Genomic DNA, 25,756 nt, shown 5'->3' with positions numbered 1-25,756 from the left:
CAACTGCCTAGGGGCCCAAACGACCTTTAATAGTCGACGCCCTCTTTCTTCTTGAACTCGCCGTTCTTCACTTGCTTGATGAACTGGAGCCAGCTGAAGGGATTGGTGAGCGGGTTGTTGGCTTGCAGCGACTGGCCCAGGCCCATGCGGGCCTGGTTGTTCTGCTGCTGCAAGCTCATAGTTTGGCGGTAGGTCGCCGAGGAGCTCATGGGCAGCGTGTTAAAAATGCGGCGCATGGTCTGCTCATTGAGGGCGTCGGCCCCCGGCGTGCGGCTCCCGCTCGGGATGGCCATGGCCAAGAACGCGGCCTTAAACTCGCGCTCAGTGGCGTACGGAAACACCCGCACCTCGGGCAAAAGGGTAGCATCTTCCTGCAACTGCACCACCACCGAGTAACTCTGGCGCTGATAGTCGGCGGGGATGATGACCCGCTGGGTGGCGTAGCCCAACGAGCGAATCACGATGCTGTCGCCGGCCAGCACGGCCATCGAAAAGTAGCCGTAGATGTTTGTGGCCGTGCCACGGCCGGCCTTGGGCACGTATACCGTAGCCCCAGGCACGCCCAGCAGGCTGTCGCCGCTGGCCACAATGCCGGTAAACTGAATTATCTTGCGCTTGCCCTGGGCCTGGGCCCCGGGCGCGGCCAGTAGCAGCAGCAGAACCGCTAGCACGGCGGCAAGCGTAAACGAGAACCCCCGGGGGCGGCTGGTATCGGACATGAGTGGGCGGGCTAGTAAGCAAAGATACAACCGGTAAGGCCGGGCAAGCCTTACCTTCGGACAATAGGAAACTTACGGCAAGCACCGGCTTCCAAACACCAGATGCGCTTGAAACATTTCACGGTTGCGTTCGGTCAGCAAATATTTAAAGCCTTCGGCGACGAAAGCCGTGTGCGCATACTGCACTTGCTCTGGCGAAACCGCGAAATGGTGGTGGCCGACCTCGAACAGGTACTTGATTTCACCCAAACCAAGACCTCGCGCCAGCTGGCGTACTTAAAAGCCGCCGACCTAGTGAGCGTGCGCCGCCTCGACAACTGGATGTTCTACTTCCTGAAGGATGAAGCCCTGGACCTGGTGTTGCAGCTCCTGGAGTTCATGGCCCGCGACCCGCAGCTGCTGCAAGACCAGCGCATTTACCAAACCCTGTGGTCGAATCGTGAGTTAGCTGCTTATAAGCTTCAAAACCGGCACTGGACCGGCGGGACCCCGCCGCGGTAGTTCGTTCAGCATTACTCGAAATTCAGGTAGTTAATGGTTTACGCACACCAAATATTTGTTTGCACCAACCAAAAAGGTAGCGTGGGCCGCGACGTGGCCAAGGCCCTGAAGCACGCCCTTAAGGACCAGGACCTGAAGACCGTGCGGACCGCCGACGGCGAAAAGCAGCGCAACGCCGTGCAGGAGTGCGACTGCCTCGACCGCTGCAAGCACTGCAAGAAGGGCCCCGGGGCGGCCCTCGTGGTGTACCCCGACGGCGTAATCTACGGCGATGTGCAGCCCACCGACTGCGCCACCATCGTGCGCGAACACTTGGGCGGGGGCCGCCTCGTTACGTCACTACTAATCAGCTAATAAATAATAAGATAAAAGTAATGAGTAGTGAGAACTATGCTGACACTTGCTCATCACGCCTTTACGGTCTTGCTACTTAATTCTGACTACTTACTTAAGACTCCTACGCATGGCCTACCGGCACCTGTTTTTTGACCTTGACCACACGCTGTGGGACTTTGAAACCAACGCCGACGAGACACTGGCTACGCTCTACGACCGGCACGCGCTGGCCCGCCACGGCACCTTCGACTTGCCCGCGTTCAAGCGCGTGTACAGCAACGTGAACCACGCCCTGTGGCGCCTGTACCAGGCCAACAAGGTGACGCAAACGCAGTTGCGCGAGGTGCGCTTCGTGCGCACGCTGGCCAAGCTGGGCGTGGCCGCGGCCGACGTGCCCCCCACCCTATCAGACGAGTTCACCGACATTCTACCCGAGAAGTCGGCCGTGTTTCCGCACACCCACGAAACGCTGGATTACCTGCGCGGCAAGTACACGCTGCACCTGATTACCAACGGGTCCGAGGACATGCAGTACCGCAAGCTGGCCTCGTCGAACCTGACGCAGTACTTCGACCAAATTATTACTTCCGAGCACAGCGGCCACCTCAAGCCCGACCCGCGCATGTTTGCCCACGCCCTGCAAGCGGCCGGCGCGGGGGCCCCGGAGAGCCTGATGATTGGCGACAACCTGGAGTGCGACGTGCTGGGGGCCCACAACGCGGGCATCGACCAAGTGTATTTCAACCCCGCCAAGCGCCGCCACTTCGCGCAGGTGACCTACGAAATTAGCAGCTTAGACGAGTTGCGGGCGTTTTTGTAGCCGGCCGGCGGGGCCCCGCTACCTTTGCGGCTCCCCATCCACCCGTCTCTCAAACGCTCCAACCATGGCCAACGGCTTTTTCAACGTTCCGACGCCCCTCAACGAGCCCGTGAAGGGCTACGCGCCCAACTCGCCCGAGCGGTTAGAGTTGATCAAAATGCTCAAGGAGTTGAAGCAGCAGGAGCGCGACATCCCGATGTACATCGGCGGGCAGGAAGTACGCACCGGCCGCCGCCTGCCCCTGAGCCCGCCCCACGACCACCAGCACGTGCTGGCCCACTTCCACGAGGGCGACGCCGGCCACGTGACGCAGGCCATCGACGCGGCGCTGGCTGCCCGCCCGGCTTGGGCCGCCCTGGCCTGGGAGCAGCGCGCCGCCATCTTCCTCAAAGCCGCCGACCTGCTCGCGGGGCCCTACCGCGCCCGCATCAACGCCACTACCATGCTGGGCCAGAGCAAGAACGCTTTCCAGGCCGAGATTGACGCGGCCTGCGAGCTGATTGACTTTTTCCGCTTCAACGTGGCCTTCATGCAGGAGTTGTACGGGCAGCAGCCCATCAGCTCGCCCGGCATGTGGAACCGCCTGGAGCACCGCCCGTTGGAAGGCTTCGTATTCGCCCTCACGCCGTTCAACTTCACCTCCATTGCTGCCAACCTGCCCGCCTCGGCGGCCCTGATGGGCAACGTGGTGGTGTGGAAGCCCGCTTACCCGCAAATTTATTCGGCCCAGGTGCTGATGGAGCTGTTCAAGGAGGCCGGTGTGCCCGACGGCGTCATCAACCTGATTTACGTGGACGGCCCCGTGGCCGGCGACGTCATCTTCAAGCACCGCGACTTTGCCGGTATCCACTTCACCGGCTCGACCAAAGTGTTCCAAACTATCTGGCAGGAAATCGGGCAGAATATCTCCCGCTACAAGTCCTACCCGCGCATCGTGGGCGAAACCGGCGGCAAGGATTTTATCCTCGCCCACCCTTCAGCCCAGGCAAAGGCGGTGGCCACGGCCATCACCCGCGGCGCCTTCGAGTACCAAGGCCAGAAGTGCTCGGCCGCCTCGCGGGTGTACCTGCCCTCAAACCTGGCCGATGAAATCCTGGGCTATGTGAAGGAAGACCTCGCCACCGTTAAAATGGGTGACGCGGAGGACTTTGGCAACTTCGTGAACGCCGTCATCAGCGAGGTATCGTTCGACAAGCTGGCCCGTTACATCGACGGGGCCCACGCCGACCCGGACGCGGACGTGGTGGCCGGCGGCACCTACGACAAGTCGAAGGGCTACTTCGTGGCCCCCACCGTCATCGTGGCCAAAGACCCGAAATACGTGACGATGTGCGACGAGCTGTTCGGGCCCATCGTGACGGTGCACGTGTACGACGCCGAGCAGTTCGAGGCCGCCCTCGACCTCGTGGACAGCACCTCGCCCTACGCCCTCACCGGCGCCATTTTCTCGCAAGACCGCTACGCCATCGACCTCGCCAGCCAGCGCCTGGTGAACGCCGCCGGCAACTTCTACATCAACGACAAGCCCACCGGGGCCGTGGTGGGCCAGCAGCCCTTCGGCGGGGCCCGCGCCTCGGGCACCAACGACAAGGCCGGCTCCATCCTGAACCTGCTACGCTGGGTGTCGCCCCGCGCCATCAAGGAAACCTTCGTACCCGTGACCGACTACCGCTACCCCTTCCTCGGGGCCCTGCCGCACGAAGATTTGAACCGCGACAAGGGACTATAAAAAATCTGACGCCGCGTTGAAGCGCTGCTTTCGTTACTGAGAGCAGCGCTTCAACGCGGCGCCGGATTTAAAAAACAGCACTACTGGGATTGACTGGTAAGTGGTTTGGTAGAATTGGTTTAAATTTTTAGCACGTCATGCTAAGCTTGTCGAATCACCTCTACCGCTCACTAAACCAATCGTTTAACGAAGTGGTAGCAATACTTCGATAAGCTCAGCATGACCATCTTTTTGCATAATCAATCCCACCAAACTACTTATTTCAGTTTGCCAGGTTGACTAATCGAATTTCTCTTCCCCTTTGGACCAACTCATTGTGGAACCTACGCCAAACGCATAGCTTAGCTACATGCAGCACAATGTATTTGCAGCAATTATTCTCGTTTTCTTATTTTTATTTTTGACCGTAACGGCCCGTGCCCAGTCTACTTTAGGTCTGACACCGGTTTCGCTGCGCGCCCTTTACCAAAGTACTCCGACACTGGGGGCCTGGAAACAAGGCACTACTGGCAGTGGGCAGCCCTACGTTCAATTCGCTGATCGGCATAACGGCCTCGTCATCGTCTCCTATTTCACCGCCGCTACCGTTTCCGCGGAAGAGCAGGTCACTACCACAACTGTATCGGGGCCCGTAGAGCCATTCCTGGGTATTTTCATCAACAACTGCGACTCGCTTTACCCTTCGGAGTCTGACAATGCGTGGACTGACCCAGTGAACCACTTGCGTATAGTAGTAGAAGCCAAAGCGAACGTGGCCACCATGCGCTTTACTGCGCTGCCCGATTAAAGGGGATTTGACAGCCCCCACTTTTGGGGATTCACCCGCATTTTAGGTGTTCAAGTACCAATTTTGCGCCCCAAACCCGTAGGCGCTACCTTTGCTCAATAGCGCTTACACCGCGTTTTCCTTTCTCCCTGACTGCCATGTTCCTAGTGCTTCCCGCCGCTGGCTACCAGCCCTCCGACTACCTGCCCATCGTCATTCAGTTTGGCTTAGCCGTTGCGTTCGTGGCCTTCGCCATGATCACCTCGCACCTCATCGGGCCCCGGCGCAAGTCGAAGGTGAAGGACGAAGCCTTCGAGTGCGGCATCGAAAGCGTAGGCAACGCCCGCACGCCTATTTCGGTGAAGTACTTCCTCACGGCCATCCTGTTCGTGCTGTTCGATGTGGAGGTTATCTTTATGTACCCTTGGGCTGTGAACTTTAGGGCCCTGGGCACGGCCGGCTTCGTTGAGATGCTCGTGTTCATCACCCTGCTGATGGCCGGTTTTGGCTACGTCATCAAAAAGGGCATCCTGCGCTGGAACGAAGCCTAAATCACTCAAACTTTTGTGCGCCGGGCGGTGTTGGGAAAGTGGGCCTGCGGGCCTTTCCACTTGATATTTTGACGATTATGGACACTCGCGTTCCGGAAATAAAAACAGTTGAGGCCCCCGAGGGCGTGGAAGGCGCTGGCTTCTTCGCCACCTCGCTGGAGAAGGTGGTCGGCATCGCCCGCGCCAACTCGCTGTGGCCGCTGCCCTTCGCCACCTCGTGCTGCGGCATCGAGTTCATGGCCACCATGGGCTCGCACTACGACATCTCCCGCTTCGGCTCGGAGCGCCCCAGCTTTTCGCCCCGCCAGGCCGATCTGCTGATGGTGATGGGCACCATCGCCAAGAAAATGGCCCCCATCGTGAAGCAAGTGTACGAGCAGATGGCCGAGCCCCGCTGGGTAATGGCCATGGGCGCTTGCGCCTCGTCGGGCGGCATTTTCGATTCATACTCGGTGCTGCAAGGCATCGACCGTATCATCCCGGTCGACGTGTACGTGCCCGGCTGCCCGCCCCGCCCCGAGCAGGTGCTCGACGGCCTGATGCGTGTGCAGGACCTAGCCAAAAACGAATCTCTTCGCCGCCGCAATTCGCCCGAGTACGAGGCCCTGCTCGCTTCTTACAACATCAAGTAGGTTACCGCATGACGCCCCAAGATTCTGCCGCTCCCGTAGCCCCCGCCGTCGCCGACGACCCTATTAAGGTGCAAAACGCCCGCTTGTTGGCACGCCTACACACCCTGTTTGGCGAAGATGCTTTCACCGACGTGTCGGAGTCGTACGGTTTGCTCACGGCCACTACTACGCGGGAGCGCATTCACGGCATCATCGCCGGGTTGCAGCAGGACGAGGAAATTGCTTTGCACTTCCTCACCACCATGTGTGGCATCAACTACCCCGAGAATGCGGGCCAGGAGTTGGGTATAATTTACCACCTACATAGCCTCACGCAAAACATCCGCCTGCGGCTCAAGATTTTCTTCCCGGTGGCCGACCCGGTGGTGCCTACAATGAGCGATATTTATCTGACGGCCAACTGGATGGAGCGCGAAACTTACGACTTTTACGGCGTCATCTTTACGGGCCATCCCAACTTGATGCGCATCCTGAACGTGGAGGATATGGACTACTTCCCCATGCGCAAGGAGTACCCGTTGGAAGATGGTACCCGCGAAGATAAAACCGACCTGTTTTTCGGCCGCTAGGCCCCTGATTTTTACATCATGGCAGTAAACGACACGCTGGAAGGCACCCACCACATCATTGAAGAAGCGCGGGAGCAGCAAGATAAAATCTTGCTGCCCATGCACAACGACTTCAACCAGGAGCTGACGACCCTGAACCTGGGGCCCACGCACCCGGCTACGCACGGCATTTTCCAGAACATCCTGCAGATGGATGGCGAGCGGATTGTGTCGGGCGTGCCCACCATTGGCTACATCCACCGCGCGTTCGAGAAAATTGCTGAACGCCGCCCGTTCTATCAGATTACGACCCTGACCGACCGGATGAACTACTGCTCCAGCCCCATCAATAACTTGGGCTGGCACATGACGGTAGAGAAAATGCTGGGCGTAACCGTGCCCAAGCGCGCCCAGTACATGCGGGTGATTATGATGGAATTGGCTCGCATTTCCGATCATCTCATCTGTAACTCCATCCTGGGCGTGGACACAGGGGCCTTCACCGGCTTCCTGTACTTGTTTCAGGAGCGGGAGAAGATTTACGAGATTTACGAAGAGGTGTGCGGGGCCCGCCTCACCACCAACATGGGCCGCGTGGGCGGCATGGAACGCGACTTCACGCCGGTGGCCATTGAGAAGCTGCGGGCCTGGCTGAAGTCCTTCCCGGCCATTATGAAGGAGTTCGAATCCATGTTTAACCGCAACCGCATCTTCATGGACCGGGTGGTGAACGTGGGGCCCATCTCGGCCGAAAAAGCGCTGAGCTACGGCTTTACGGGCCCTAACCTGCGAGCGGCGGGCGTCGACTACGACGTACGGGTGATGAACCCGTACTCGTCGTACGAAGACTTCGAGTTCGATATACCGGTGGGTACCAACGGCGACACGTACGACCGCTTCATGGTGCGCAACGAGGAGATTTGGCAGAGCCTGCGCATCATCAACCAAGCGCTCGATAGGTTGCCTGAGGGGCCCTACCACGCCGATGCGCCGCACTACTACCTGCCCCCCAAGCAGGAAGTGTACAAGAATATGGAGGCCCTGATCTACCACTTCAAAATTGTGATGGGCGAAATCGACGCCCCCGTGGGCGAAGTGTACCATTCGGTGGAAGGCGGCAACGGCGAGCTGGGATTTTACTTGGTGTCGGACGGTGGGCGCACGCCCTACCGGTTGCACTTTCGCCGCCCGTGCTTTATTTACTACCAAGCGTATCCGGAGATGGCCGTAGGTACGACGCTCTCCGACGCCATCGTGATTCTGTCGTCAATGAACGTGATTGCCGGCGAGTTGGACGCTTAGTTTCTGATTGATTTTGATTGATATGGCCCCCACAACTGCCCCATCCAAGCTGCAATTCTCGCCCGCCGGGCAGACGGAAATCGAGCGCTTGCTTACCCACTACCCTGCCGACCGTAGCAAATCGGTGCTGTTACCGGTTTTGCACATTGCGCAGGCCGAGTTTGGTGGCTGGGTCAGCCCTGAAGTGCAGGACCTGGTAGCTGAAACGTTGGGCATCCGCCCGATTGAGGTGTACGAAGTAGCTACTTTCTACACCATGTACAACCTCAAGCCCGTGGGCAGGCACGTGCTGGAAATCTGCCGCACGGGGCCCTGCATGCTGCGCGGCTCCGACGAGTTGACGGCCAACCTGGAGCGCATCACCGGCGCGAAAGTGGGCGAAACTTCGCCCGATGGCAATTTCACATTGAAGGAAGTGGAATGCCTGGCCGCCTGCGGCTTCGCCCCCGTGGTGCAGGTGCGTGAGCAGTACTACGAAAGCCTCGACACAACCGAGGCGGTAGATGCCATGCTCAACGACCTGCGCGCCCAGATTCACCGGCCCATTTTGCCGTGGGAAATGCTGGGCGAGGTGCACTCGCAGCAACAGCAATAATTTACTAGACCCATCGCCCGCTATCCACTTTCAATCCTATGGGACGCAAGCTCTTAACTGAACACATTAACGTCGAAGGCATCGAGACCTTTGAGGTGTACCGCAAGCACGGCGGCTACCGCGCCGTGGAAAAAGCCCTGAAAACTATGACCCCCGATGAGGTGGTGGATGAGGTAAAGAAATCGGGCCTGCGCGGACGCGGCGGTGCCGGCTTCCCCACCGGCCTGAAGTGGAGCTTTTTAGCCAAGCCAGAAGGCGTACCGCGCTACCTCGTCTGCAACGCCGACGAATCGGAGCCCGGCACCTTTAAGGACCGTTACCTGATGTCGAAGTTGCCGCACCTGCTCATTGAGGGCATGATTGCGGGCAGCTACGCTCTGGGGGCCCGGACGAGCTACATCTACATCCGCGGCGAGTTGCTGTACGTGTTGCGCATTTTGGAAAAGGCCATTGCCGAGGCTTACGCCGCGGGTTTCCTGGGAGAAAACATCCTGGGCTCGGGCTATTCGCTTGATTTGCACGTGCACCCGGGCGCCGGCGCCTACATCTGCGGCGAGGAAACCGCTTTGCTGGAATCGTTGGAAGGTAAGCGCGGCAACCCGCGCAACAAGCCGCCATTTCCGGCTGTGCAGGGCCTCTACGCCCGCCCTACCGTGGTGAACAACGTGGAAAGTATTGCCTCGGTGGTGCCCATCCTTAATGAAGGAGGCGATGAATATGCGAAGTTGGGCGTGGGCAAAAGCACGGGTACCAAACTGTTTTCGGCCTGCGGCCACCTAAATAAGCCCGGCATCTACGAGCTGGAGTTAGGTCTGCCGGTGGAGGAATTTATCTACTCCGACGAGTACTGCGGCGGCATCTGGAAAGGCCGCGAGCTGAAGGCCGTGGTGGCCGGCGGCTCGTCAGTGCCGATTCTGCCTAAGGAGCTAATCCTGAAGACCGCGGCCGGCGAGAACCGCCTGATGACTTATGAGTCGCTCAGCGATGGCGGCTTTGTAACGGGCACCATGCTGGGCTCGGGCGGCTTCATCGCGATGGACGAAACCACGTGCATCGTGAAGAATACCTGGAATTTCTCCCGCTTTTACCACCATGAAAGCTGCGGCCAGTGCTCGCCCTGCCGCGAAGGCACCGGCTGGCTGGAGAAAGTGCTGCACCGCCTGGAGCACGGCCATGGCTCAATGCACGACATTGACTTGGTGGTGAGCGTGGCCAAGCAGATTGAGGGCAACACCATCTGCCCGCTGGGCGAAGCTGCGGCCTGGCCAGTGGCCGCCGCCGTGCGCCACTTTCGCGACGAATTTGAGTGGCACGTGAAGCATCCGCACGAGGCCACCCAGCCGGGGGCCGTGTATCGGGGCGCGGGCGTGCTAGCCTAAAGTAAAACCGCCGGGCTGGCCCCAGAGCCGCCCGGCAGCTACTGTTTTAACCTGATATCCAATGGCTAAAATTACGTTCGACGGCATTGAAGTGGAAGTGCCCGATGGCACCACCATCCTCAACGCAGCCCGCAAAATTGGGGGCGGTGTGGTGCCGCCCGCCATGTGCTACTACACCCCGCTGAAGGGCAGCGGCGGCAAGTGTCGCGCCTGTTTGGTGCGCGTAGCCGCCGGCTCGGCGAAGGACCCGCGCCCCATGCCCAAGCTGGTGGCCTCGTGCATTACGCCGGTACAGGATGGCATGGTGGTGGAAAACACGACCAGCCAGCAGGTGCTCGATGTGCGCAAGGGCATCGTGGAAATGCTACTCATCAACCATCCGCTCGATTGCCCGGTGTGCGACCAGGCCGGCGAGTGCGACTTGCAAAACTTCGCCTTCGAGCACGGCGTGAGCACCACGCGCTATGAAGAGGAGCGCCGCACGTTCGAGAAGATCGACATCGGGCCCTATGTGCAGTTGCACATGACGCGCTGCATCCTGTGCTACCGCTGCGTGTACACCGCCGACCAGCTTACCGATGGCCGCGTGCACGGTGTACTAGGCCGGGGCGATGCTTCGGAAATTGGCACATACATCGACAAAATTATTGACAACGACTTCAGCGGCAACGTCATCGACGTGTGCCCCGTGGGGGCCCTGACCGACAAAACATTCCGCTTCAAGCAGCGCGTGTGGTTCACAAAGCCCATGAGCGCGCACCGTGAATGCAGCCACGAGAAGTGCAACGGCCACGTAACGCTCTGGTACAAGGGTAAAGATGTGATGCGCGTAACGGCCCGCAAGGACGAGTACGGCGAAGTGAAAGAGTGGATTTGCAACGAGTGCCGCTTCGATAAAAAAGAAACGGCCGATTGGGTATTAGAGGGCCCCGCGCACGTCGACCGCTCTTCGGTTATCTCGCAAGGCCACTACGAACTGCCAGTGGTAAACCCGCAGATCATTGCCGATTTGCCCGAGAGCACCATCCGCGACCTTCAGCAAAACCCACCGCTGAAACTAGGCGGCTTGAACGGCTAAATGGCTTAGTAATTAAATTGTTGAGCATAATTGCAATCAACGATTTAATCATTAACCAATAAACAATTAAAGACATGACTTTTGAAACCCTGGGCTGGCAAGGCCTCGTCATCCTGGTCATCTTCGGCCTTTCGCTGCTGATTGCCACTTACTGCACCTACGCCGAGCGCGTGATTGCCGCCTTTATGCAGGACCGGGTGGGCCCCGACCGCGCGGGCCCCTACGGCCTGGCCCAGCCCTTGGCCGACGCCGTGAAAATGTTTACGAAGGAAGAATTTTTTCCAGGCGGGGCCAGCAAAGCTTTGTTCACCTTCGGGCCTTGCCTGGCCATGACCACGGCCCTGATGTCATCGGCCGTAATTCCGTTTGGCAACGCGGTGCAGTTTGGCAGCACGGTAGTGCACTTGCAGGGCATCGAAATCAATGTGGGAATGCTCTACATATTCGGCGTTGTGTCGCTGGGCGTGTACGGCGTTATGATTGGCGGCTGGGCTTCGAACAACAAGTTTTCGCTGCTAGGGGCCATTCGCGCCGCTTCGCAGAATATTAGCTACGAGCTGGCCATGGGCCTGGCGCTCATCGCCGTGCTGATGATTTCGGGCACGCTGTCGCTACGCGAAATCACCTTCCAGCAAGCTTCGGACGCACCCTTTGTGTGGCGAGACATCTTTAACTGGAACATCATGAAACAGCCACTGGGCTTCATCATTTTCCTGGTCTGCGCGTTCGCTGAAACCAACCGGACGCCTTTCGATCTGCCCGAGTGCGAAACCGAGTTAGTGGGCGGCTACCACACTGAGTATAGCTCGATGAAACTGGGCCTGTACCTGTTCTCGGAGTACATCAACATCTTCGTGGTGTCGGCTGTGATGAGCGTGTTGTACTTCGGCGGGTTTAACTTCCCGTTCCAGTACGAATTCCGCGACTGGCTTGCCTCGTCGCGCGGCCTGGAATTGGTTACGGCGCAGAACATCATCACCGTGCTGGGCGCGGTGGGGCTGTTTGCTAAGATTTTTGCCTTTATCTTTTTCTTCATGTGGGTGCGGTGGACGCTGCCGCGCTTCCGCTACGACCAGCTGATGCGCCTGGGCTGGACGATTCTCATTCCCCTTGCCATCTTCAACATCCTGCTCACGGGCAGCCTGATTACGTTCGGCATTATTAAATAGGGCCCCGTAATTTTAGTTTCTTCCTTCAATTTATGCAATCCCTCAGCAACCGCGCTAAAATTCTGGAAAAAAAGCCCATGACGCTCGCCGAGCGGGCTTACCTGCCAGCTATTTTCCAGGGCTTGAGCATCACGCTGCGCCACTTCTTCACCAAGAAGGCTACCATCCGCTATCCGGAGGAGACGCGGCCGTTCTCGCCCGTGTTCCGGGGCCTGCACGTGCTGAAGCGCGACGAGCAGGGCCGCGAGCGGTGCACGGCCTGCGGCCTGTGCGCCGTGGCCTGCCCCGCCGAGGCCATTACGATGGTGGCCGGCGAGCGCAAAAAGGGCGAGCAGAACCTCTACCGCGAGGAAAAATACGCCGTCAGCTACGAAATCAACATGTTGCGCTGCATCTTCTGCGGCCTCTGCGAAGAGGCTTGCCCGAAGGCGGCCGTGTATCTTCAGGCCGACAAAATGGCGCCGCCACGCTTCGAGCGCGACGAGTTCATCTACGGCAAAGACCGGCTGGTGGAGCCCGTGTCGCCGGAAACCCGCTCTAAGCGTGGCATCCAGCTCACGGCCGAGCAGGCCGATAAATTGCGCACCCAACTGGCCTAGGGCCCGCTTTTCCCTCCTTACGCCAAGCGGCAGCTTCGCCCTATTGTATGTCCCTATTTTTCTTCCTTACGTTTGTGGCCCTGTTGAGCGCGCTGGGCGTGGTGCTGGCTAAAAACCCGGTGCACAGCGTGTTGTTCCTCATCCTCACGTTCTTCACGCTTTCGGGCCACTACCTACTGCTAAACGCGCAGTTCCTGGCCGCCGTGAATATCATCGTGTACGCCGGGGCCATTATGGTGCTGTTCCTGTTCGTCATCATGTTCCTGAACCTGAACAACGCCACCGAGCCCCAAAAACCGTTATTAGCCAAAGCAGCCGCCACCCTCGCCGGTGGCATGTTGCTGCTGATAATGGTAGCTGCCATGCGCAACGTGGAGCCCGCCAGCTATGACCCCGCTACTTTCAACTCACAAATTGGCATGGTTGATAAGTTAGGTATAGTATTATTTCAGCAGTACCAGCTACCCTTTGAGTTGGCCTCCATTCTTCTGCTGGCCGCCATGGTCGGCTCGGTGATGCTAGGCAAGCGCGAAACGGGCGAGCGGAACTTCTAGCTCGTCAGCCCTGAATAAATAAAAGCGCCGCGTCCTGAGGACGCGGCGCTTTTGCGTTAAAGGCACATTGTATTTAATTACCAACCAGCACGGCCTGGGCCCTGTTTGTAGTTGTTAGAGCGAGAGTAATTAATTTTCGCATTCGTAGCAATACCGATTTTTACCGAGTGGGAAGTAATTGTACGCTGCTTATGCGCTGGCGATGCGGTAAGCTCTAAGCGCATGAGCGAAGTGCTCAACATCACCCAAAAAATAATGGTAGCAAGAACAGAGAACTTAGGCACGGTTGGTAAGCTTTTTAATGGAGAACTGCCCATACTTACTGCGTAAAGTTTTCAATGGATTTTCAGCCTTAGGCTTTTTTTCTAATAACCCGGCGAACCGCCTACTCCGCAAGGCCAGTGACACGAAAAAGGCGGCGACTGATTCCCCTGTATTAAATTAGTTACCCATTGCTGCGGGTATGCTGACGCATAGCAAAAGCGGCACAGTCCAGCCGGAGCGGGTTGTCGAGGTCATAGCCGTAAGCCACACTGTTGAGGTAGGCGGCAGTTTGCAGGTGCTCGGTAGGCTAGGCATGGTACTACGCGGCCTACTCGTGAGTACCGGCGTGTTGGCCGGCACAGTCGAGGCGAAAGGGTATGAATATTACAAAAATTATTAAGCCACAACTATTTATATTTGAGATTGTAACTAAAAAAATATCCATTCCTGTCACAATTTTCGATATGACCAAGCGAATTTTTATTGCAATACTTGTCATTTTATTACTATCTGGGTTTGATACTATCAAGTATTCGCATAACAGTAAATCCCAAGAAAATTTCCTTTTTGTTAATTTTGAATCTCTAAGCTTCAATCAAAAAAGGCTAGATTTTTTTTTAAAGGTCATTCTAGTCAGCATTATTTAATGACTATCGGTCTAAAAAACGATTCTGGTAAAGACATACAGGCTCTTTATTATAAGTTTTATATTTTAGATTTAGTTGAGCCGCACTCTGACATAATAGTCCACTATTTATGTACAATATAAATTCTCCTCATCTATTTAAATCGGGACTTGTGCAGGACATAGAATTTAAAACGGATTTTACTGAACAAAAAGGGCGAAGTATTAAGGAAGTTATGAAGTGAAACCCAGAAAGCATTAATTTATTAATTATAAATGATGATATTCTATTTACTAATGGAGAAAGATTCAAAAATTTGATCAAGTTCAATTAAGCCTAATAATAAAACAGAAACGGCGACTGAAGTATCAGTCGCCGTTTCTGTCGTTTCAGCAAAAGCTACTTTGCTACCACGTCCGTTTTAATGCTCAGCTCCTTCAACTGGGCCCCGGAGATGGGCGAGGGCGAGTCAATCATCACGTCGCGGCCGGAGTTGTTTTTGGGGAAGGCAATGAAGTCGCGGATGGAGTCGGCCCCGCCGAAGAGGGAGCAGAGGCGGTCGAAGCCGAAGGCGATGCCGCCGTGAGGCGGGGCCCCGTACTCGAAGGCGTCGAGCAGGAAACCGAACTGGGCCTGGGCCTCTTCGGGCGAGAAGCCGAGTAGGCCGAACATGCGGGCTTGCACCGCCCGGTCGTGGATGCGGATGGAGCCGCCGCCCACTTCCACGCCGTTGATTACCAGGTCGTAGGCATTGGCGCGGGCCTGGCCGATAGTGGCGGGGTTGTCGAGCAGAGCCAGGTCGTCGGGCTTGGGCGAGGTGAAGGGGTGGTGCATGGCGAAGTAGCGGCCCTCCTCTTCGAGGAATTCGAGCAACGGGAAATCGACCACCCACAGCGGCGAGAACGTGTCTTTGGCGCGCAGGCCCAGGCGCTGGCCCATTTCGAGGCGCAGCTCGCTCAGGGCCTTGCGGGTTTTGACCTCGGGGCCCGCCAGCAACAGCAGCAGGTCGCCGGGGTTGGCGTTCAGGGCGGTGCTCCACTTGCGCAGCTCGTCCTGCGAGTAGAACTTGTCGACCGACGATTTCACCAGGCCGTCGGCTTCCACGCGGGCGTAGATGAGGCCGGTGGCCCCGATTTGCGGGCGCTTCACGAAGTCGGTCAGCTCGTCGAGCTGCTTGCGGGTATAGGCGGCGCAGGTGATGGCGTTGATGCCCAGCACCACCTCGGCGTTATCGAACACCGGGAAGCCCTGGCCCTTTACCGTATCGGTCAGGTCCACGAACTTCATTTCGAAGCGCGTGTCGGGCTTGTCGTTGCCGTAGTCGCGCATGGCGTCGGCGTAGGTCATGCGGGGCACGGTGGGGAAATCGAGGTTTTTGATTTCCTTGAACAGGTAGCGTACCAGGCCCTCGAAGGTGTTCAGGATGTCTTCCTGGGTCACGAAGGACATCTCGCAGTCAATCTGCGTGAACTCAGGCTGGCGGTCGGCGCGCAGGTCTTCGTCGCGGAAGCACTTCACAATCTGGAAGTAGCGGTCGAAGCCCGACACCATCAGCAGCTGCTTGAAGGTTTGGGGCGACTGCGGCAGGGCGTAGAACTCGCCGGGGTTCATGCGCGAGGGCACCACAAAATCGCGGGCCCCCTCGGGCGTACTTTTGATGAGCACCGGGGTTTCGACTTCGATGAAGTCTTGGCCGTCGAGGTAGCGGCGCACGGCCTGGGCCATGCGGTGGCGCAGCATCAGGTTGTTGCGCACGGGGTTGCGGCGCAGGTCGAGGTAGCGGTACTTCATCCGCAGGTCGTCGCCGCCGTCGGTGTCGTCCTCAATCAGGAAGGGCGGCAGCTTGGCGGGGTTAAGTACGTCGAGTTTTTCGACCCGGATTTCAATATCACCGGTGGGCAACTTGTCGTTTTTGGAGTAGCGCTCGGCCACTTGGCCGGTCACCTGCACCACGTATTCGCGGCCTAGGTGGCGCGCCTGCTCGCGCACAGCATCTGTTTCCACACCTTCTTCCAGGGCCAGCTGCGTGAGGCCGTACCGGTCGCGCAGGTCCACCCAGGCAATTCCGCCCTTGTCGCGGGTGCGCTGCACCCAGCCGCAGAGCGTGACGGTTTGGCCAATGTGTTCGGCGCGCAATTCGCCGCAGGTATGGGTTCGTAGCATCTTGGTTTATTATCAGTTGACGGTTGTCACTTTATCAATCTAGGGCCCCGGGGCCGAATCTTTCGCCACCAAACGCGCTGGCACGCAGCAGGGCAAAGTTAGGGCCTAACCCGGCGGCGCAAAACGGGCCGTTTCGCTTTCGGCCGGGGCCCTACTTTGGCACGTTAGGTGCAAAGAGCCGCAGTATCTACGTTCTTTTGTTCTTTCAACTTCTCGCTCCAATGAAATTCCTCTCCGTTCTCGCCCTCACTGGGGCCCTGCTGGCGGCCGGCGCGGCCCATGCCCAAACCAAAGTTAAGACCAGAGCCAAGGACGACGCCGTGGTAATAAAAACCAAGGGCACCCCCGGCACCGTAACCCTCGACGGCCCCGTGAAGCGCATAGAAACGCTCTCGGGCATCGATATTTTCCCCAAGCCCAACTCGCCGAGCATCATGCTCAGCTTCACCCAGCAGTTCACCAAGCCGGGCGTGCTCACGATGACGGACTACAAAAACCGCGTCGTCTACACCACCCCGCTCAACCCTGCCACCAACACCGGGGCCCCCGTGGAGCTAGGCAAAATTCCGGCCGGCACGTACCTGGTTGAGGCAAAAACCGGCAACTATGTGTACTGGAAGAAGGTGCGCGTGAAGTACCCCACGGTGCGCCAGTAGTTTTCGGCGGCTTATTTTTTGTTCATGAGACTATTTTCGCTGCTGCTGCTCGTGCTGGGCCTGGCCGGTTTTGCGCCGGGCCCCAAGCTCGTTACCACCAAGCTGCCCGGCCTGACGGTGGGCGTGCCCGAGGGCTTCGCACCCCTGCCCGACGACGGCATCGCCGCCAAGTACCCCGCCGCCCGCAAGCCGCTGGCCGTGTACAGCAGCCCCAACGGCCGCGTCAACTTCAGCGTGGCCGTGCGGCCCACCGATTTCCAGACGCCCGACTACAACGTGCTGCTCCAGATTTACAAGGCCAGCATCCAGCGCCTGTACTCGAAGGTGGAATTTAGCAAGCAGGAAGTGCGCCAGGTGCACGGCCACGATTTTGTGTCGCTTGAGTTCGTTTCGACGGTGGCCGACACGCGGCGCGGCGACCAGCTAGCATCCATCCGCAAGTACCAGGCCGTGCAGTACACGGTGGTGAAGGACCAGATGTACATCTTCACCTTCGACGCGCCGGCCGCCGAGCAGGCGCAGTGGCAGCCCGTGGCCCAGGCCGTGATGGGAGCCATCGTATTGAAGTAGGGCCCCCGGGGTCCCGGTTGAGGCTTCCTCCGCGAAACCTATTTTTACCTTGCGAAACCTTGCGCGCCATGACCGACGACGACTTCATGGCCCAGGCCCTGCAAGAAGCCCGCGCGGCGCTGGCGGCCGGCGAAATTCCCATCGGGGCGGTGGTGGTGCTGGAAAACAAAATTATTGGCCGGGGCCACAACCAGACTGAGCGCCTGCGCGACGTGACAGCCCACGCCGAGATGCTGGCCCTGACGGCCGCCGCCAACCACCTGGGCAATAAATACCTGGCCGATTGCACCCTCTACGTGACCGTGGAGCCCTGCGTGATGTGCGCCGGGGCTAGCGCCTGGGCCCAGCTGCGGGCCGTGGTGTACGGAGCTGAAGAGCTGAAAACCGGGTTTCGGCGGCACGGGCCCCTGCTGCACCCGCGCACCGAGCTGCGCGGCGGCGTGCGGGGCCCCGAGTGCGCCGCATTAATTCAGTCGTTTTTCCGCGCCAAGCGTAGATAAGGCTACCTTTGGCCGCCGCGCTGCCGGCAACCCCACGGGGCAGTTGGCGGTTGTAGCGGTGCATTTTCTTTCACTTTACCCTTTTCAACTATGGCTTTCGAACTGCCCAAGCTGCCCTACGCCTACGACGCGCTGGAACCCACGTTTGACGCACAAACGATGGAGATTCACTACACGAAGCACCACCAGGCCTACGTTACGAACCTGAACGCTGCCATTGCCGGCACAGCGATGGAGAGCCAATCCATTGAAGAGATTTTGCACAACATTGCGGCCGCGCCGCCCGCGGTGCGCAACAACGGCGGCGGCCACTGGAACCACTCGCTGTTCTGGACCGTCCTCTCGCCTAACGGCGGCGGACAGCCCACCGGGGCGGTGGCCGAGGCCATCACCAAAGCGTTCGGTAGCTACGAGAAGTTCAAGGAAGAATTCACCAAAGCCGCCACCACGCGCTTTGGCTCGGGCTGGGCCTGGCTGTGCAAGCAGGCCGACGGCTCGCTGCAAATCTGCTCGACGCCCAACCAGGACAACCCGCTGATGCCCGACACCGGCTGCAAGGGCATGCCCATTTTGGGCCTCGACGTGTGGGAGCACGCCTACTACCTGAAGTACCAAAACCGCCGGCCCGACTACGTCGCCGCTTTTTTCAACCTCATCAACTGGGACGAGGTGAACAAGCGCTTCGCGGCCGCGTAAGCACGAGCCGTGCAAAACACGACCAGAGCCCTTCCGCACGCTGCGGAGGGGCTCTTTTTATGGTCGGCCCAGCCGGGTGCCCGGCGACCGGGCCGGCGGCTGGCGGCCGGTTGTCCGGCAGGGCCCCGGCCGCCAGCTGCCGCTAGGCCTGTCTTATTTATAATGTAACTTTAGGCGCAAAGGACTTCCCTATTTCTTTTGATTTACTCCGCATGACCACCAAGCTGCGCCTTATCGTGATGAGTTTTCTCCAGTTTTTCATCTGGGGTTCGTGGCTGATAACCATTGGGGCGTACTGGTTTCAAACCAAGCACTGGTCGGGGGCGCAGTTCGGCGCCATCTTTTCCACGATGGGCATTGCTGCCATCTTCATGCCCTCGCTGATGGGCATCGTCGCCGATAAATGGGTGAACGCCGAGAAGCTCTACGGCGTGCTGCACCTGCTGGGCGGCGTGGTGCTTTTCACCGTGCCCCTGGTCGATAATCCTTCGACTATGTTTTGGGTGATGCTGCTGAACATGATTTGCTACATGCCCACCCTGGCGCTGTCGATTGCCGTGGCCTACTCGGCGCTCAAAAGAGAAGGACGGGACGTGCTCAAGGACTACCCACCCATCCGTGTCTGGGGCACCATTGGGTTCGTCGTGGCGCTCTGGACCGTCAGCCTGCTGCACTTCGAAACGTCCGCAAACCAGTTTTACGTTGCGTCGGCGGCCTCCTTTTTGTTGGGCCTGTACTCTTTCACGCTGCCTAAGTGCCCGCCGCAACTGGGCAGTGGCCCGAGCAAAAGCCTGGTCGATTCCCTGGGACTGCGGTCATTCACGCTGCTCAAAGACCGCAAAATGGCGGTATTCTTTGGCTTCGCCCTGCTGCTGGGCGGGGCGTTGCAGCTCACCAATGCCTACGGCGACACCTTTTTGCACGACTTCGCCACTGCGCCCGCCTACAAAAACACGCTGGCAGTGCGGTACCCGGCCATCATCATGTCCATCTCCCAGATTTCGGAGACGCTGTTCATCCTGGCCATTCCCTTCTTCTTCAAGCGTTTCGGCATTAAGCAGGTGATGCTGTTCAGCATGGTAGCCTGGGTGCTGCGCTTCGGTCTGTTTGCCTATGGCGACCCCGGCACCGGCCTGTGGATGATTGTTTTATCGTGCATCGTGTACGGTATGGCTTTCGACTTTTTTAATATTTCCGGCTCGCTATTCGTCGAAAACCAAGCCGACCCTACCATGCGGGCCAGTGCCCAGGGCCTGTTTATGATGATGACCAACGGGTTCGGGGCCGTACTGGGCAGTTCGCTCAGCGGCGTGATGATTCAGAAATACTTTACCTACGCCGACGGGGCTAAAGACTGGCACGGCATCTGGCTGACGTTTGCGCTGTACGCGCTGGGCATCGCCGTGTTATTCTTCTTTCTGTTCAAACACGAACACGAGCCGCAACCCACCGAAAGCGTGCCCGCTGGGTTACTTTCCGTTGAACAAGCGTAGCAGGCCGGCCCTTTTCCCAACACGCTGCTCATCCGTTGCAAATGTCGCCTTTGCTGGCGAAGCAGCGGAACGAGCCCGCACCGGATTTCGGTCGTACGAGATAAGCTCGTCAATACATATTTAGTACAAAAAAAGTCTATTTTCAGTACAACAAAAAACCCGCGTTGCAGCGTGCAACGCGGGTTTTTTGTTGGTCTAGGGGCTCGGCAACTACCGGAAGCCAACGGCAAAGCCAGGGGCTCCGGCAAACTATTTACCGAAGAAGAAGTCGGCTTCGATTTGGGCGTTCTCGTCGGAGTCGGAGCCGTGCACGGCGTTGGCTTCGATGCTCTTGGCGTACTTCTTCCGGATGGTGCCTTCGGCGGCCTGAGCAGGGTTGGTGGCCCCGATGAGGGTGCGGAAGTCGGCTACGGCGTTGTCTTTCTCTAGTACGGCGGCCACAATTGGGCCGCTCGACATGTACTTCACCAAGTCCTGGTAGAAGGGGCGCTCCTTATGCACGGCGTAGAATTCGCCGGCGCGCTCGGCCGTCAAGGCAATTTTCTGGAGCTCCACGACGCGGAAGCCGCCGGCCTCCATCATGCCCAGAATGCCGCCGATGTGGTTTTCCAGAACGGCGTCGGGCTTAATCATTGTGAATGTGCGGTTGGTGGCCATGGGGCGGGAGGGGTGTGGTAAAAGAGTAAATGAAACGGTTGAGGGCACAAAAGTAACCACAACCCGGGCGGCGCGCCGGCCCGGGCGGGCCCCCGTTGGGCCAGCCGCAGCGAACCTTCGGGGGGACTTTGGCTGTTGGGAACGGATTTCTTCCGACTTTTGCCGCCCACTTGGCCCCGAGGGCCCGGCCCTTAGTTGATTCCCAGGCTTCTTACGTTGTCGATGACCACCCCCCTTGCCGAACTACAGGCGCTGCTCGCGCAGCCCCGCCAAGTTTTCATCACCACCCACCACAAACCCGACGCCGACGCCCTCGGCTCGTCGCTTGCCTGGGCGGCCTACCTCAAGCAGCACGGCCACCACGTCACCGTGGTCACGCCCTCCGATTACCCGGCCTTCCTGAACTGGATGGGCGGCAACGACGAGGTGGTGGTGTACGACAAGCGCCAGAACGACCACCAGGTACGCGACCTGGTGCAACGCGCCGAAGTCATCTTCTGCCTCGATTTCAGCTGCCTGACCCGCATCAACGAGCTGGGGGAATACGTGCGCAATGCCCCCGGCACGAAGGTGCTCATCGACCATCACCAGCAACCCGAGGCGTTTGCCGACATCAGCTTCTCGAACCCCAAGGCGGCGGCCACGGCCGAGCTGATCTTTGAAATCATCCGCGACCTGGGCGACCAGGCCCAGATAACCAGGGCCATGGGCGAGGCCCTGTACGCGGGCATCATGACCGATACGGGCTCGTTCCGCCACCCCAGCACCTCGCGCAACGTGCACCTCATCATCGCCGAGCTGCTGAGCGCCGGCGTCGACCTCTCGGCCGTGCACCGCCGCATCTACGACTCGCACTCCGAGATTCGGCTGCGCTTCCTGGGCTTCGTGCTCAAGGAAAAGCTGGTCGTCAACCGCGAATTCAATACTGCTTACATCGCCATCACCCGCGATGAGCTGCGCGCCTACGACAGCAAAACCGGCGACACCGAGGGCTTAGTGAACTACGCGCTCAGCATCGAGGGCATCGTATTCGCCGCCATTTTTATCGACCGCGGCTCGGCCGTGAAGATTTCCTTCCGCTCGGTGGGCGATTTTTCGGTGAGCGACTTTTCGCGCCAGCACTTCGAGGGCGGCGGCCACCACAACGCCGCCGGCGGCATCAGCTACCTGCCCCTGGGGCCCACCGTTGAGCGCTTTCTGGGCCTGCTGCCCCAGCACAAGGAGCAGCTGGTGAGCGAGCCCGTGGCCGCCGCGCCGCCCGTAGCCTAGCCCGCGCTTACCTTTGCGCTTCCACCGGTTGCCCCAACTTTGTTTTTCCTCATCCTTTAGCACGTTCATGCGTTCTTCCTTCCGCTCTGGGCGGCACCTGGCCCTGGGGGCCGGCTTGCTGGGCCTTTTATTCTCCACCGCGGCCTGCAATAAGCTCGGTGGCGGCGACTTCGCCAAAACGAAATCGGGCATCGAGTACAAAATCTATAAAAAAGTCGGCAGCAAGTACGAGCGGCGCGACATCAGCGGCGACGCCGACCCGACCTACAAGAACCGGGTGGGTAAGTTCCTGACCGCCTACATCGACACCCGCACCGGCAAAGACTCGGTGCTGGAAAGCACCCGCACCAAGTTCCAGGGCGCCCTGGTGCCACTGCCGTTGCAGGAAGTGAAGCGCAAGGGCACCCCCGAGGAAGCGTTTGCCTTACTAATGCCCGGCGACAGCGCCGTGTTCCGCTTCAACGCCGACTCGCTCTTCAAGCCCCAGGGCCCCAACCCGGCCCGCCCTGTGCCCCCCTTCCTCAAAAAAGCCGGCAACGTGGTGGTGCTGCACGTGGCCACCCGCGGCCTCATCGACCAGGCCGCCGCCATGACCATGCAGCAGGACTTGCAGCAGAAGATGATGGCCGAGCAGCAGCGCCAGATGATGGCCTTCGCCGGCGACCAATTGAAAAAGGACGACGCCGCGCTGCAAGCCTACGCCAAAAGCAAAAACCTGGCGGGCCTGAAAAAGACCCCTTCGGGCATCTACTACATCGTGACGGCGCCCGGTGCGGGGCCCCTGGCCAAACAAGGCCAGACGGTGACCATGAAGTACACCGGCATGCTGCTCGACGGCAAGGTGTTCGATTCGTCGGATAAACACCCAGGGTTCTCGTTTCCGCTCGGCCAGGGCAAAGTGATTCCGGGCTGGGACGAGGCCGTGGCACTGCTCAACAAAGGCAGCAAGGCCACGTTCCTGATTCCGTCGACGCTGGCCTACGGGCAGCAGGGCGCCGGGGCTGATATTCCGGCCAACGCCCCGCTGCGCTTCGACGTGGAGCTGGTAGACGTTAAATAAGCTTGGTACTTCCCTCAGCAACAGTGTCACTAAAATCGTTTTTTGCCCGTTTTCGCTTCCCGGCCATCCAGTTGTGCCTGCTCCTGCTGTGCGCGTTACCGGCGCTGTGGAGCTGTAGCAAAGCCGACGTGGTTGATGTCAACGCCGTTGACGACACCACCATCCGGGATTACCTGAAGCGGCACAACTACATCGCCTCCGACTACCAGCGCACCACTTCGGGCCTGTACTTGGTGACGCTTGCCACGGGCATGGGCCCGCAAGTGGCCACCGGGAAAAAGCTGAGCGTGAAGTACACCGGCAAGTTTGTGAGCGCCGCCACGGAGAACACCGTATTCGACACCTCCGACAACGCGCCGTCCAAAAGCTTCGACTACACCGTGGGGGCCATCAGCCTAATTCCGGGGTGGTCGGAAGGAGTGGCCCTCATGCGTCAGGGCGACCGCAAGCTGTTGCTCATCCCGTCGTATTTGGCTTATGGGCCGTCGGGCGCGGGCTCGATTCCAGGCAATACCCCCATCCTGTTCGACATGCAAATCGTGACCGTTTCGCCCTAGCGGCGGCGGCGCTGGTTGCTGCGCACCCCGTTCCGCGCTTGCTGCGGGGCGGGGTGCGTTCGTTTCAGGCTGGGGCCCCGGCGGGCCGTTTTGTTCTTTTTACTCCCTTTATTTAATCGCTACGCCATGCGTTTTTGGATGATTTTGACGGCCGCGCTGCTGACCGGTCATTGGGCTAAGGCCCAGGTACCAAGCGCGCCGAGCGCCGGCCGTACCGCCAGCGGCATTGATTACCAGCTATTTCGCCAGGGCCCCGACGGGCGCTTTACCCCTCGGGCCCTGGCCGTGCCGACGGACGCGCCCTACGCCAGCCGCGCCGGCCAACTCCTCACCGTGTTCCTGGAGTTCCGCACCGGCCGCGATTCGGTGCTGATGAGCAGCCGCCGCCTGCAACCCAAGCCGCAGCCGTTTCCGCTGCTGCCCACACCGCCCCGCGGCACCCTGGAGGAAGCGGTGGCCCTGCTGCTACCCGGCGACAGCGCCGTGTTCCGCCTGCCAGCCGATACGCTGTTCGCCAAAACGTTTCAGGGCCAGCCAGTGCCGCCCTTCATCAAGCAGGCCGGCAACGTGCTGGTGGTATCGGCCCGCGCCTTCGAGCTGGTAAGCCGCGAGGAGATGGCTGCCCGCGAGCAAAAACTGCGCACCGAGCAAGTCAAAACAGACGCCGCCGCCTCGGCCAGGCAGCTTCTCAAGGACAACGCCCAGATTCAGGCCTACCTTAAAAAGAACAAGCTGGTGGCCCGCAAAACGCCCGGCGGCACCTACTATGTTCTCACCCGCACCGGCAAGGGGGCCCTGCCCAAAAAAGGCCAGACCGTGAGCGTACTCTACAAGGGCAGCGTGCTGGCCACGGGCAAAGTGTTCGATGCCTCGGCCCAGCATGGCAACGTGCCGATTGAATTCCCACTGGGGCGGGGCCAGGTCATCGTGGGCTGGGACCAGGCCATTGCGGCGCTGCCCAAGGGCAGCAAGGCCGTGCTGCTCATCCCCTCGCCGCTGGGCTACGGGGCCCGCGGCGCCGGGGCCGACATCCCACCCAACGCCGTGCTACGCTTCGATGTGGAGCTGGTGGGCGTGAAGTAAGGGGGTATTAATGGGCCACGAGGCCGTCATGCTGAGTGCAGCCGGAGCATCTCTCCCGCTGGGTAAACCCATCAATTGGGTCAGTTATGTGGAAAAGATGCTTCAGCTGCGCTCAGCATGACGGCCTCGTGGCCTACTACTCGTCTTATTCGGCCAATACCTGCGAGAGAATATCAAGCGATTTAATCTCGCCCAGCTGCTCGACGTGCAACTGGTAGTAGCGCAGCAGCACGTTCAGCAGCTCGCGGCGTACGCGGCCGTTGGGAATAGTGCTGGGGCCCTGGCCGTGCAGCAGCTCGTCGAAGTAGCCCGCAAACTCGCGCAGGTGCAGCACAGCGGGACCCGTGGGGCCCGTGCGGCCGGTGGGCGCGTGCCCGGCCATTGCCACCTGGTCGGTCAGCTCAGCTCCCGATTCGGTGCCGAAGCCCAGGTACGTGGACAGTTCCAGCAGGAAGTGCAGCGCAAAGTTTTCGCTGCCCGCCGCGGCCCGGTCGAAGGCCAGGAGGTGGTCGTGCAGGAATGCAAACAGCGGCGCGTCGGCCTCCTCCTCGCGCAGGGCCCGGCCCAGCACTTCAGACAGGAACAGCACCACGCTGCTCTTGGCCACGTCGTAGGGCAGGGTTTGGAAGGGTTCGGCGCAGCGGAACTCGGCCAGCCGCGTGAGGCCCCCGCGAACCGACGTGTAGGCCACCAATTCGAGCAGCGTAAAGGGCTGAAAGAGGGCAATACGCCCCGGCGGCTTGGATTTGCGCACGCCGTTCACCACGTAGCTCTGCAAGCCCAGCTGCTCGGTGTAGACGCGGGCAATGATGCTGGTTTCGCGGTATTTAAGGAAGCTGAGGACGATGCCGCGGGTTTTGACCAGCATGGCGCTTGACGGAAAA

General features: G+C 59.4%; 28 protein-coding genes. 24 read left to right on the top strand and 4 right to left on the bottom strand.

The window, feature by feature from the left end:
• Positions 1–26: 26 nt before the first annotated feature.
• The gene (locus DDQ68_RS18915) at positions 27–719 is read right to left on the bottom strand and encodes a carboxypeptidase-like regulatory domain-containing protein (RefSeq protein ID WP_109657698.1); all 693 of its coding nucleotides are present in this window, start codon (positions 717–719) and stop codon (positions 27–29) included.
• A gap of 102 nt (positions 720–821) precedes the next feature.
• On the opposite strand from DDQ68_RS18915, the gene DDQ68_RS18910 reads away from it, so the two are divergent.
• The 15 genes from DDQ68_RS18910 (at position 822) to DDQ68_RS18840 (ending at position 13,278) form a co-directional block, all read left to right on the top strand.
• Positions 822–1,220, top strand: coding sequence for an ArsR/SmtB family transcription factor (locus DDQ68_RS18910; RefSeq protein WP_109657697.1), 399 nt, complete (start codon positions 822–824; stop codon positions 1,218–1,220).
• Positions 1,221–1,253: 33 nt separating this feature from the next.
• The gene (locus DDQ68_RS18905) at positions 1,254–1,574 is read left to right on the top strand and encodes a (2Fe-2S) ferredoxin domain-containing protein (protein ID WP_109657696.1); all 321 of its coding nucleotides are present in this window, start codon (positions 1,254–1,256) and stop codon (positions 1,572–1,574) included.
• Between the two features lie 109 nt (positions 1,575–1,683).
• Positions 1,684–2,376 (top strand): YjjG family noncanonical pyrimidine nucleotidase, encoded by a 693-nt coding sequence (locus DDQ68_RS18900; protein ID WP_109657695.1) that lies wholly within the window; start codon positions 1,684–1,686, stop codon positions 2,374–2,376.
• 64 nt (positions 2,377–2,440) lie between these two features.
• A complete protein-coding gene (pruA, locus tag DDQ68_RS18895) occupies positions 2,441–4,105 on the top strand; it encodes an L-glutamate gamma-semialdehyde dehydrogenase (protein ID WP_109657694.1) in 1,665 nt (554 codons plus the stop codon).
• A gap of 349 nt (positions 4,106–4,454) precedes the next feature.
• Positions 4,455–4,892: a hypothetical protein gene (locus DDQ68_RS18890; protein WP_109657693.1), complete on the top strand. Its 438-nt coding sequence runs from the start codon at positions 4,455–4,457 to the stop codon at positions 4,890–4,892.
• 137 nt (positions 4,893–5,029) lie between these two features.
• The gene (locus tag DDQ68_RS18885; protein ID WP_109657692.1) at positions 5,030–5,422 is read left to right on the top strand and encodes an NADH-quinone oxidoreductase subunit A; all 393 of its coding nucleotides are present in this window, start codon (positions 5,030–5,032) and stop codon (positions 5,420–5,422) included.
• Between the two features lie 77 nt (positions 5,423–5,499).
• The gene (locus tag DDQ68_RS18880) at positions 5,500–6,054 is read left to right on the top strand and encodes an NADH-quinone oxidoreductase subunit B (RefSeq protein WP_109657691.1); all 555 of its coding nucleotides are present in this window, start codon (positions 5,500–5,502) and stop codon (positions 6,052–6,054) included.
• Between the two features lie 8 nt (positions 6,055–6,062).
• Positions 6,063–6,623, top strand: a complete 561-nt coding sequence (locus DDQ68_RS18875; protein ID WP_109657690.1) for an NADH-quinone oxidoreductase subunit C — start codon at positions 6,063–6,065, stop codon at positions 6,621–6,623.
• Between the two features lie 99 nt (positions 6,624–6,722).
• Positions 6,723–7,904 carry an NADH-quinone oxidoreductase subunit D gene (locus DDQ68_RS18870; RefSeq protein WP_109658515.1) on the top strand — a complete coding sequence of 394 codons (1,182 nt, stop codon included), beginning with the start codon at positions 6,723–6,725 and terminating at the stop codon, positions 7,902–7,904.
• A gap of 22 nt (positions 7,905–7,926) precedes the next feature.
• Entirely contained in the window at positions 7,927–8,499 is a 573-nt protein-coding gene (locus DDQ68_RS18865; protein ID WP_109658514.1) for an NADH-quinone oxidoreductase subunit NuoE family protein, read from the top strand.
• 38 nt (positions 8,500–8,537) lie between these two features.
• Positions 8,538–9,878 (top strand): NADH-quinone oxidoreductase subunit NuoF, encoded by a 1,341-nt coding sequence (nuoF, locus tag DDQ68_RS18860; RefSeq protein WP_109657689.1) that lies wholly within the window; start codon positions 8,538–8,540, stop codon positions 9,876–9,878.
• 61 nt (positions 9,879–9,939) lie between these two features.
• A complete protein-coding gene (locus DDQ68_RS18855; RefSeq protein ID WP_109657688.1) occupies positions 9,940–10,956 on the top strand; it encodes an NADH-quinone oxidoreductase subunit G in 1,017 nt (338 codons plus the stop codon).
• Between the two features lie 74 nt (positions 10,957–11,030).
• A complete protein-coding gene (gene nuoH, locus DDQ68_RS18850; protein WP_109657687.1) occupies positions 11,031–12,125 on the top strand; it encodes an NADH-quinone oxidoreductase subunit NuoH in 1,095 nt (364 codons plus the stop codon).
• Between the two features lie 32 nt (positions 12,126–12,157).
• Positions 12,158–12,724 (top strand): NuoI/complex I 23 kDa subunit family protein, encoded by a 567-nt coding sequence (locus DDQ68_RS18845; RefSeq protein WP_109657686.1) that lies wholly within the window; start codon positions 12,158–12,160, stop codon positions 12,722–12,724.
• A gap of 47 nt (positions 12,725–12,771) precedes the next feature.
• Positions 12,772–13,278, top strand: coding sequence for an NADH-quinone oxidoreductase subunit J family protein (locus DDQ68_RS18840; RefSeq protein ID WP_109657685.1), 507 nt, complete (start codon positions 12,772–12,774; stop codon positions 13,276–13,278).
• 1,289 nt (positions 13,279–14,567) lie between these two features.
• Here DDQ68_RS18840 and aspS read toward each other — a convergent pair.
• The gene (aspS, locus tag DDQ68_RS18830; protein WP_109657683.1) at positions 14,568–16,331 is read right to left on the bottom strand and encodes an aspartate--tRNA ligase; all 1,764 of its coding nucleotides are present in this window, start codon (positions 16,329–16,331) and stop codon (positions 14,568–14,570) included.
• 221 nt (positions 16,332–16,552) lie between these two features.
• Here aspS and DDQ68_RS18825 point away from each other — a divergent pair, with 221 nt between their 5' ends.
• The 5 genes from DDQ68_RS18825 to DDQ68_RS18805 all read left to right on the top strand — a co-directional run bounded on the left by DDQ68_RS18825 (position 16,553) and on the right by DDQ68_RS18805 (position 20,246).
• The gene (locus DDQ68_RS18825) at positions 16,553–16,987 is read left to right on the top strand and encodes a T9SS type A sorting domain-containing protein (RefSeq protein WP_109657682.1); all 435 of its coding nucleotides are present in this window, start codon (positions 16,553–16,555) and stop codon (positions 16,985–16,987) included.
• A gap of 24 nt (positions 16,988–17,011) precedes the next feature.
• Positions 17,012–17,557 (top strand): hypothetical protein, encoded by a 546-nt coding sequence (locus DDQ68_RS18820; protein ID WP_109657681.1) that lies wholly within the window; start codon positions 17,012–17,014, stop codon positions 17,555–17,557.
• Positions 17,558–17,625: 68 nt separating this feature from the next.
• Positions 17,626–18,057 carry a nucleoside deaminase gene (locus tag DDQ68_RS18815; RefSeq protein ID WP_109657680.1) on the top strand — a complete coding sequence of 144 codons (432 nt, stop codon included), beginning with the start codon at positions 17,626–17,628 and terminating at the stop codon, positions 18,055–18,057.
• 90 nt (positions 18,058–18,147) lie between these two features.
• On the top strand, positions 18,148–18,753 hold the full coding sequence (locus DDQ68_RS18810; RefSeq protein ID WP_109657679.1) for a superoxide dismutase: 606 nt from the start codon (positions 18,148–18,150) through the stop codon (positions 18,751–18,753).
• A gap of 212 nt (positions 18,754–18,965) precedes the next feature.
• Entirely contained in the window at positions 18,966–20,246 is a 1,281-nt protein-coding gene (locus tag DDQ68_RS18805; protein WP_109657678.1) for a nucleoside permease, read from the top strand.
• A 249-nt stretch (positions 20,247–20,495) separates the two neighbouring features.
• Here the strand turns inward: DDQ68_RS18805 and DDQ68_RS18800 are convergent, their stop codons facing one another.
• The gene (locus DDQ68_RS18800; RefSeq protein WP_070744741.1) at positions 20,496–20,903 is read right to left on the bottom strand and encodes a nucleoside-diphosphate kinase; all 408 of its coding nucleotides are present in this window, start codon (positions 20,901–20,903) and stop codon (positions 20,496–20,498) included.
• A gap of 222 nt (positions 20,904–21,125) precedes the next feature.
• Here DDQ68_RS18800 and DDQ68_RS18795 point away from each other — a divergent pair, with 222 nt between their 5' ends.
• The 4 genes from DDQ68_RS18795 (at position 21,126) to DDQ68_RS18780 (ending at position 24,872) form a co-directional block, all read left to right on the top strand.
• Complete coding sequence (locus tag DDQ68_RS18795) at positions 21,126–22,172, top strand: DHH family phosphoesterase (RefSeq protein WP_109657677.1); 1,047 nt, start codon at positions 21,126–21,128, stop codon at positions 22,170–22,172.
• Between the two features lie 67 nt (positions 22,173–22,239).
• Complete coding sequence (locus DDQ68_RS18790) at positions 22,240–23,232, top strand: FKBP-type peptidyl-prolyl cis-trans isomerase (RefSeq protein WP_109657676.1); 993 nt, start codon at positions 22,240–22,242, stop codon at positions 23,230–23,232.
• Between the two features lie 23 nt (positions 23,233–23,255).
• Positions 23,256–23,789, top strand: coding sequence for an FKBP-type peptidyl-prolyl cis-trans isomerase (locus DDQ68_RS18785; RefSeq protein ID WP_109657675.1), 534 nt, complete (start codon positions 23,256–23,258; stop codon positions 23,787–23,789).
• 126 nt (positions 23,790–23,915) lie between these two features.
• Positions 23,916–24,872 (top strand): FKBP-type peptidyl-prolyl cis-trans isomerase, encoded by a 957-nt coding sequence (locus DDQ68_RS18780; RefSeq protein ID WP_109657674.1) that lies wholly within the window; start codon positions 23,916–23,918, stop codon positions 24,870–24,872.
• Positions 24,873–25,017: 145 nt separating this feature from the next.
• On the opposite strand, the gene recO is transcribed toward DDQ68_RS18780, so the two are convergent.
• Positions 25,018–25,740, bottom strand: coding sequence for a DNA repair protein RecO (gene recO / locus DDQ68_RS18775; RefSeq protein ID WP_109657673.1), 723 nt, complete (start codon positions 25,738–25,740; stop codon positions 25,018–25,020).
• Positions 25,741–25,756: the final 16 nt, after the last annotated feature.

Source organism: Hymenobacter nivis, assembly GCF_003149515.1.
Lineage (GTDB): Bacteria > Bacteroidota > Bacteroidia > Cytophagales > Hymenobacteraceae > Hymenobacter > Hymenobacter nivis.
This window is presented reverse-complemented; position numbering and strand designations above follow the sequence as displayed.

Excerpts from the sequence above, each read along its gene's own strand:
- DDQ68_RS18855 (WP_109657688.1), top strand. The coding sequence starts at position 9,940 with ATGGCTAAAATTACGTTCGACGGCATTGAAGTGGAAGTGCCCGATGGC.
- DDQ68_RS18880 (WP_109657691.1), top strand. The coding sequence starts at position 5,500 with ATGGACACTCGCGTTCCGGAAATAAAAACAGTTGAGGCCCCCGAGGGC.
- pruA (WP_109657694.1), top strand. The coding sequence starts at position 2,441 with ATGGCCAACGGCTTTTTCAACGTTCCGACGCCCCTCAACGAGCCCGTG.
- DDQ68_RS18820 (WP_109657681.1), top strand. The coding sequence starts at position 17,012 with ATGAGACTATTTTCGCTGCTGCTGCTCGTGCTGGGCCTGGCCGGTTTT.
- DDQ68_RS18800 (WP_070744741.1), bottom strand. The coding sequence starts at position 20,903 with ATGGCCACCAACCGCACATTCACAATGATTAAGCCCGACGCCGTTCTG.
- DDQ68_RS18840 (WP_109657685.1), top strand. The coding sequence starts at position 12,772 with ATGTCCCTATTTTTCTTCCTTACGTTTGTGGCCCTGTTGAGCGCGCTG.
- DDQ68_RS18870 (WP_109658515.1), top strand. The coding sequence starts at position 6,723 with ATGCACAACGACTTCAACCAGGAGCTGACGACCCTGAACCTGGGGCCC.
- DDQ68_RS18780 (WP_109657674.1), top strand. The coding sequence starts at position 23,916 with ATGCGTTTTTGGATGATTTTGACGGCCGCGCTGCTGACCGGTCATTGG.
- nuoF (WP_109657689.1), top strand. The coding sequence starts at position 8,538 with ATGGGACGCAAGCTCTTAACTGAACACATTAACGTCGAAGGCATCGAG.
- recO (WP_109657673.1), bottom strand. The coding sequence starts at position 25,740 with ATGCTGGTCAAAACCCGCGGCATCGTCCTCAGCTTCCTTAAATACCGC.
- DDQ68_RS18890 (WP_109657693.1), top strand. The coding sequence starts at position 4,455 with ATGCAGCACAATGTATTTGCAGCAATTATTCTCGTTTTCTTATTTTTA.
- DDQ68_RS18915 (WP_109657698.1), bottom strand. The coding sequence starts at position 719 with ATGTCCGATACCAGCCGCCCCCGGGGGTTCTCGTTTACGCTTGCCGCC.
- DDQ68_RS18825 (WP_109657682.1), top strand. The coding sequence starts at position 16,553 with ATGAAATTCCTCTCCGTTCTCGCCCTCACTGGGGCCCTGCTGGCGGCC.
- DDQ68_RS18845 (WP_109657686.1), top strand. The coding sequence starts at position 12,158 with ATGCAATCCCTCAGCAACCGCGCTAAAATTCTGGAAAAAAAGCCCATG.
- DDQ68_RS18865 (WP_109658514.1), top strand. The coding sequence starts at position 7,927 with ATGGCCCCCACAACTGCCCCATCCAAGCTGCAATTCTCGCCCGCCGGG.
- aspS (WP_109657683.1), bottom strand. The coding sequence starts at position 16,331 with ATGCTACGAACCCATACCTGCGGCGAATTGCGCGCCGAACACATTGGC.
- DDQ68_RS18805 (WP_109657678.1), top strand. The coding sequence starts at position 18,966 with ATGACCACCAAGCTGCGCCTTATCGTGATGAGTTTTCTCCAGTTTTTC.
- nuoH (WP_109657687.1), top strand. The coding sequence starts at position 11,031 with ATGACTTTTGAAACCCTGGGCTGGCAAGGCCTCGTCATCCTGGTCATC.
- DDQ68_RS18810 (WP_109657679.1), top strand. The coding sequence starts at position 18,148 with ATGGCTTTCGAACTGCCCAAGCTGCCCTACGCCTACGACGCGCTGGAA.
- DDQ68_RS18875 (WP_109657690.1), top strand. The coding sequence starts at position 6,063 with ATGACGCCCCAAGATTCTGCCGCTCCCGTAGCCCCCGCCGTCGCCGAC.
- DDQ68_RS18795 (WP_109657677.1), top strand. The coding sequence starts at position 21,126 with ATGACCACCCCCCTTGCCGAACTACAGGCGCTGCTCGCGCAGCCCCGC.
- DDQ68_RS18910 (WP_109657697.1), top strand. The coding sequence starts at position 822 with ATGCGCTTGAAACATTTCACGGTTGCGTTCGGTCAGCAAATATTTAAA.
- DDQ68_RS18905 (WP_109657696.1), top strand. The coding sequence starts at position 1,254 with ATGGTTTACGCACACCAAATATTTGTTTGCACCAACCAAAAAGGTAGC.
- DDQ68_RS18900 (WP_109657695.1), top strand. The coding sequence starts at position 1,684 with ATGGCCTACCGGCACCTGTTTTTTGACCTTGACCACACGCTGTGGGAC.
- DDQ68_RS18790 (WP_109657676.1), top strand. The coding sequence starts at position 22,240 with ATGCGTTCTTCCTTCCGCTCTGGGCGGCACCTGGCCCTGGGGGCCGGC.
- DDQ68_RS18885 (WP_109657692.1), top strand. The coding sequence starts at position 5,030 with ATGTTCCTAGTGCTTCCCGCCGCTGGCTACCAGCCCTCCGACTACCTG.
- DDQ68_RS18815 (WP_109657680.1), top strand. The coding sequence starts at position 17,626 with ATGACCGACGACGACTTCATGGCCCAGGCCCTGCAAGAAGCCCGCGCG.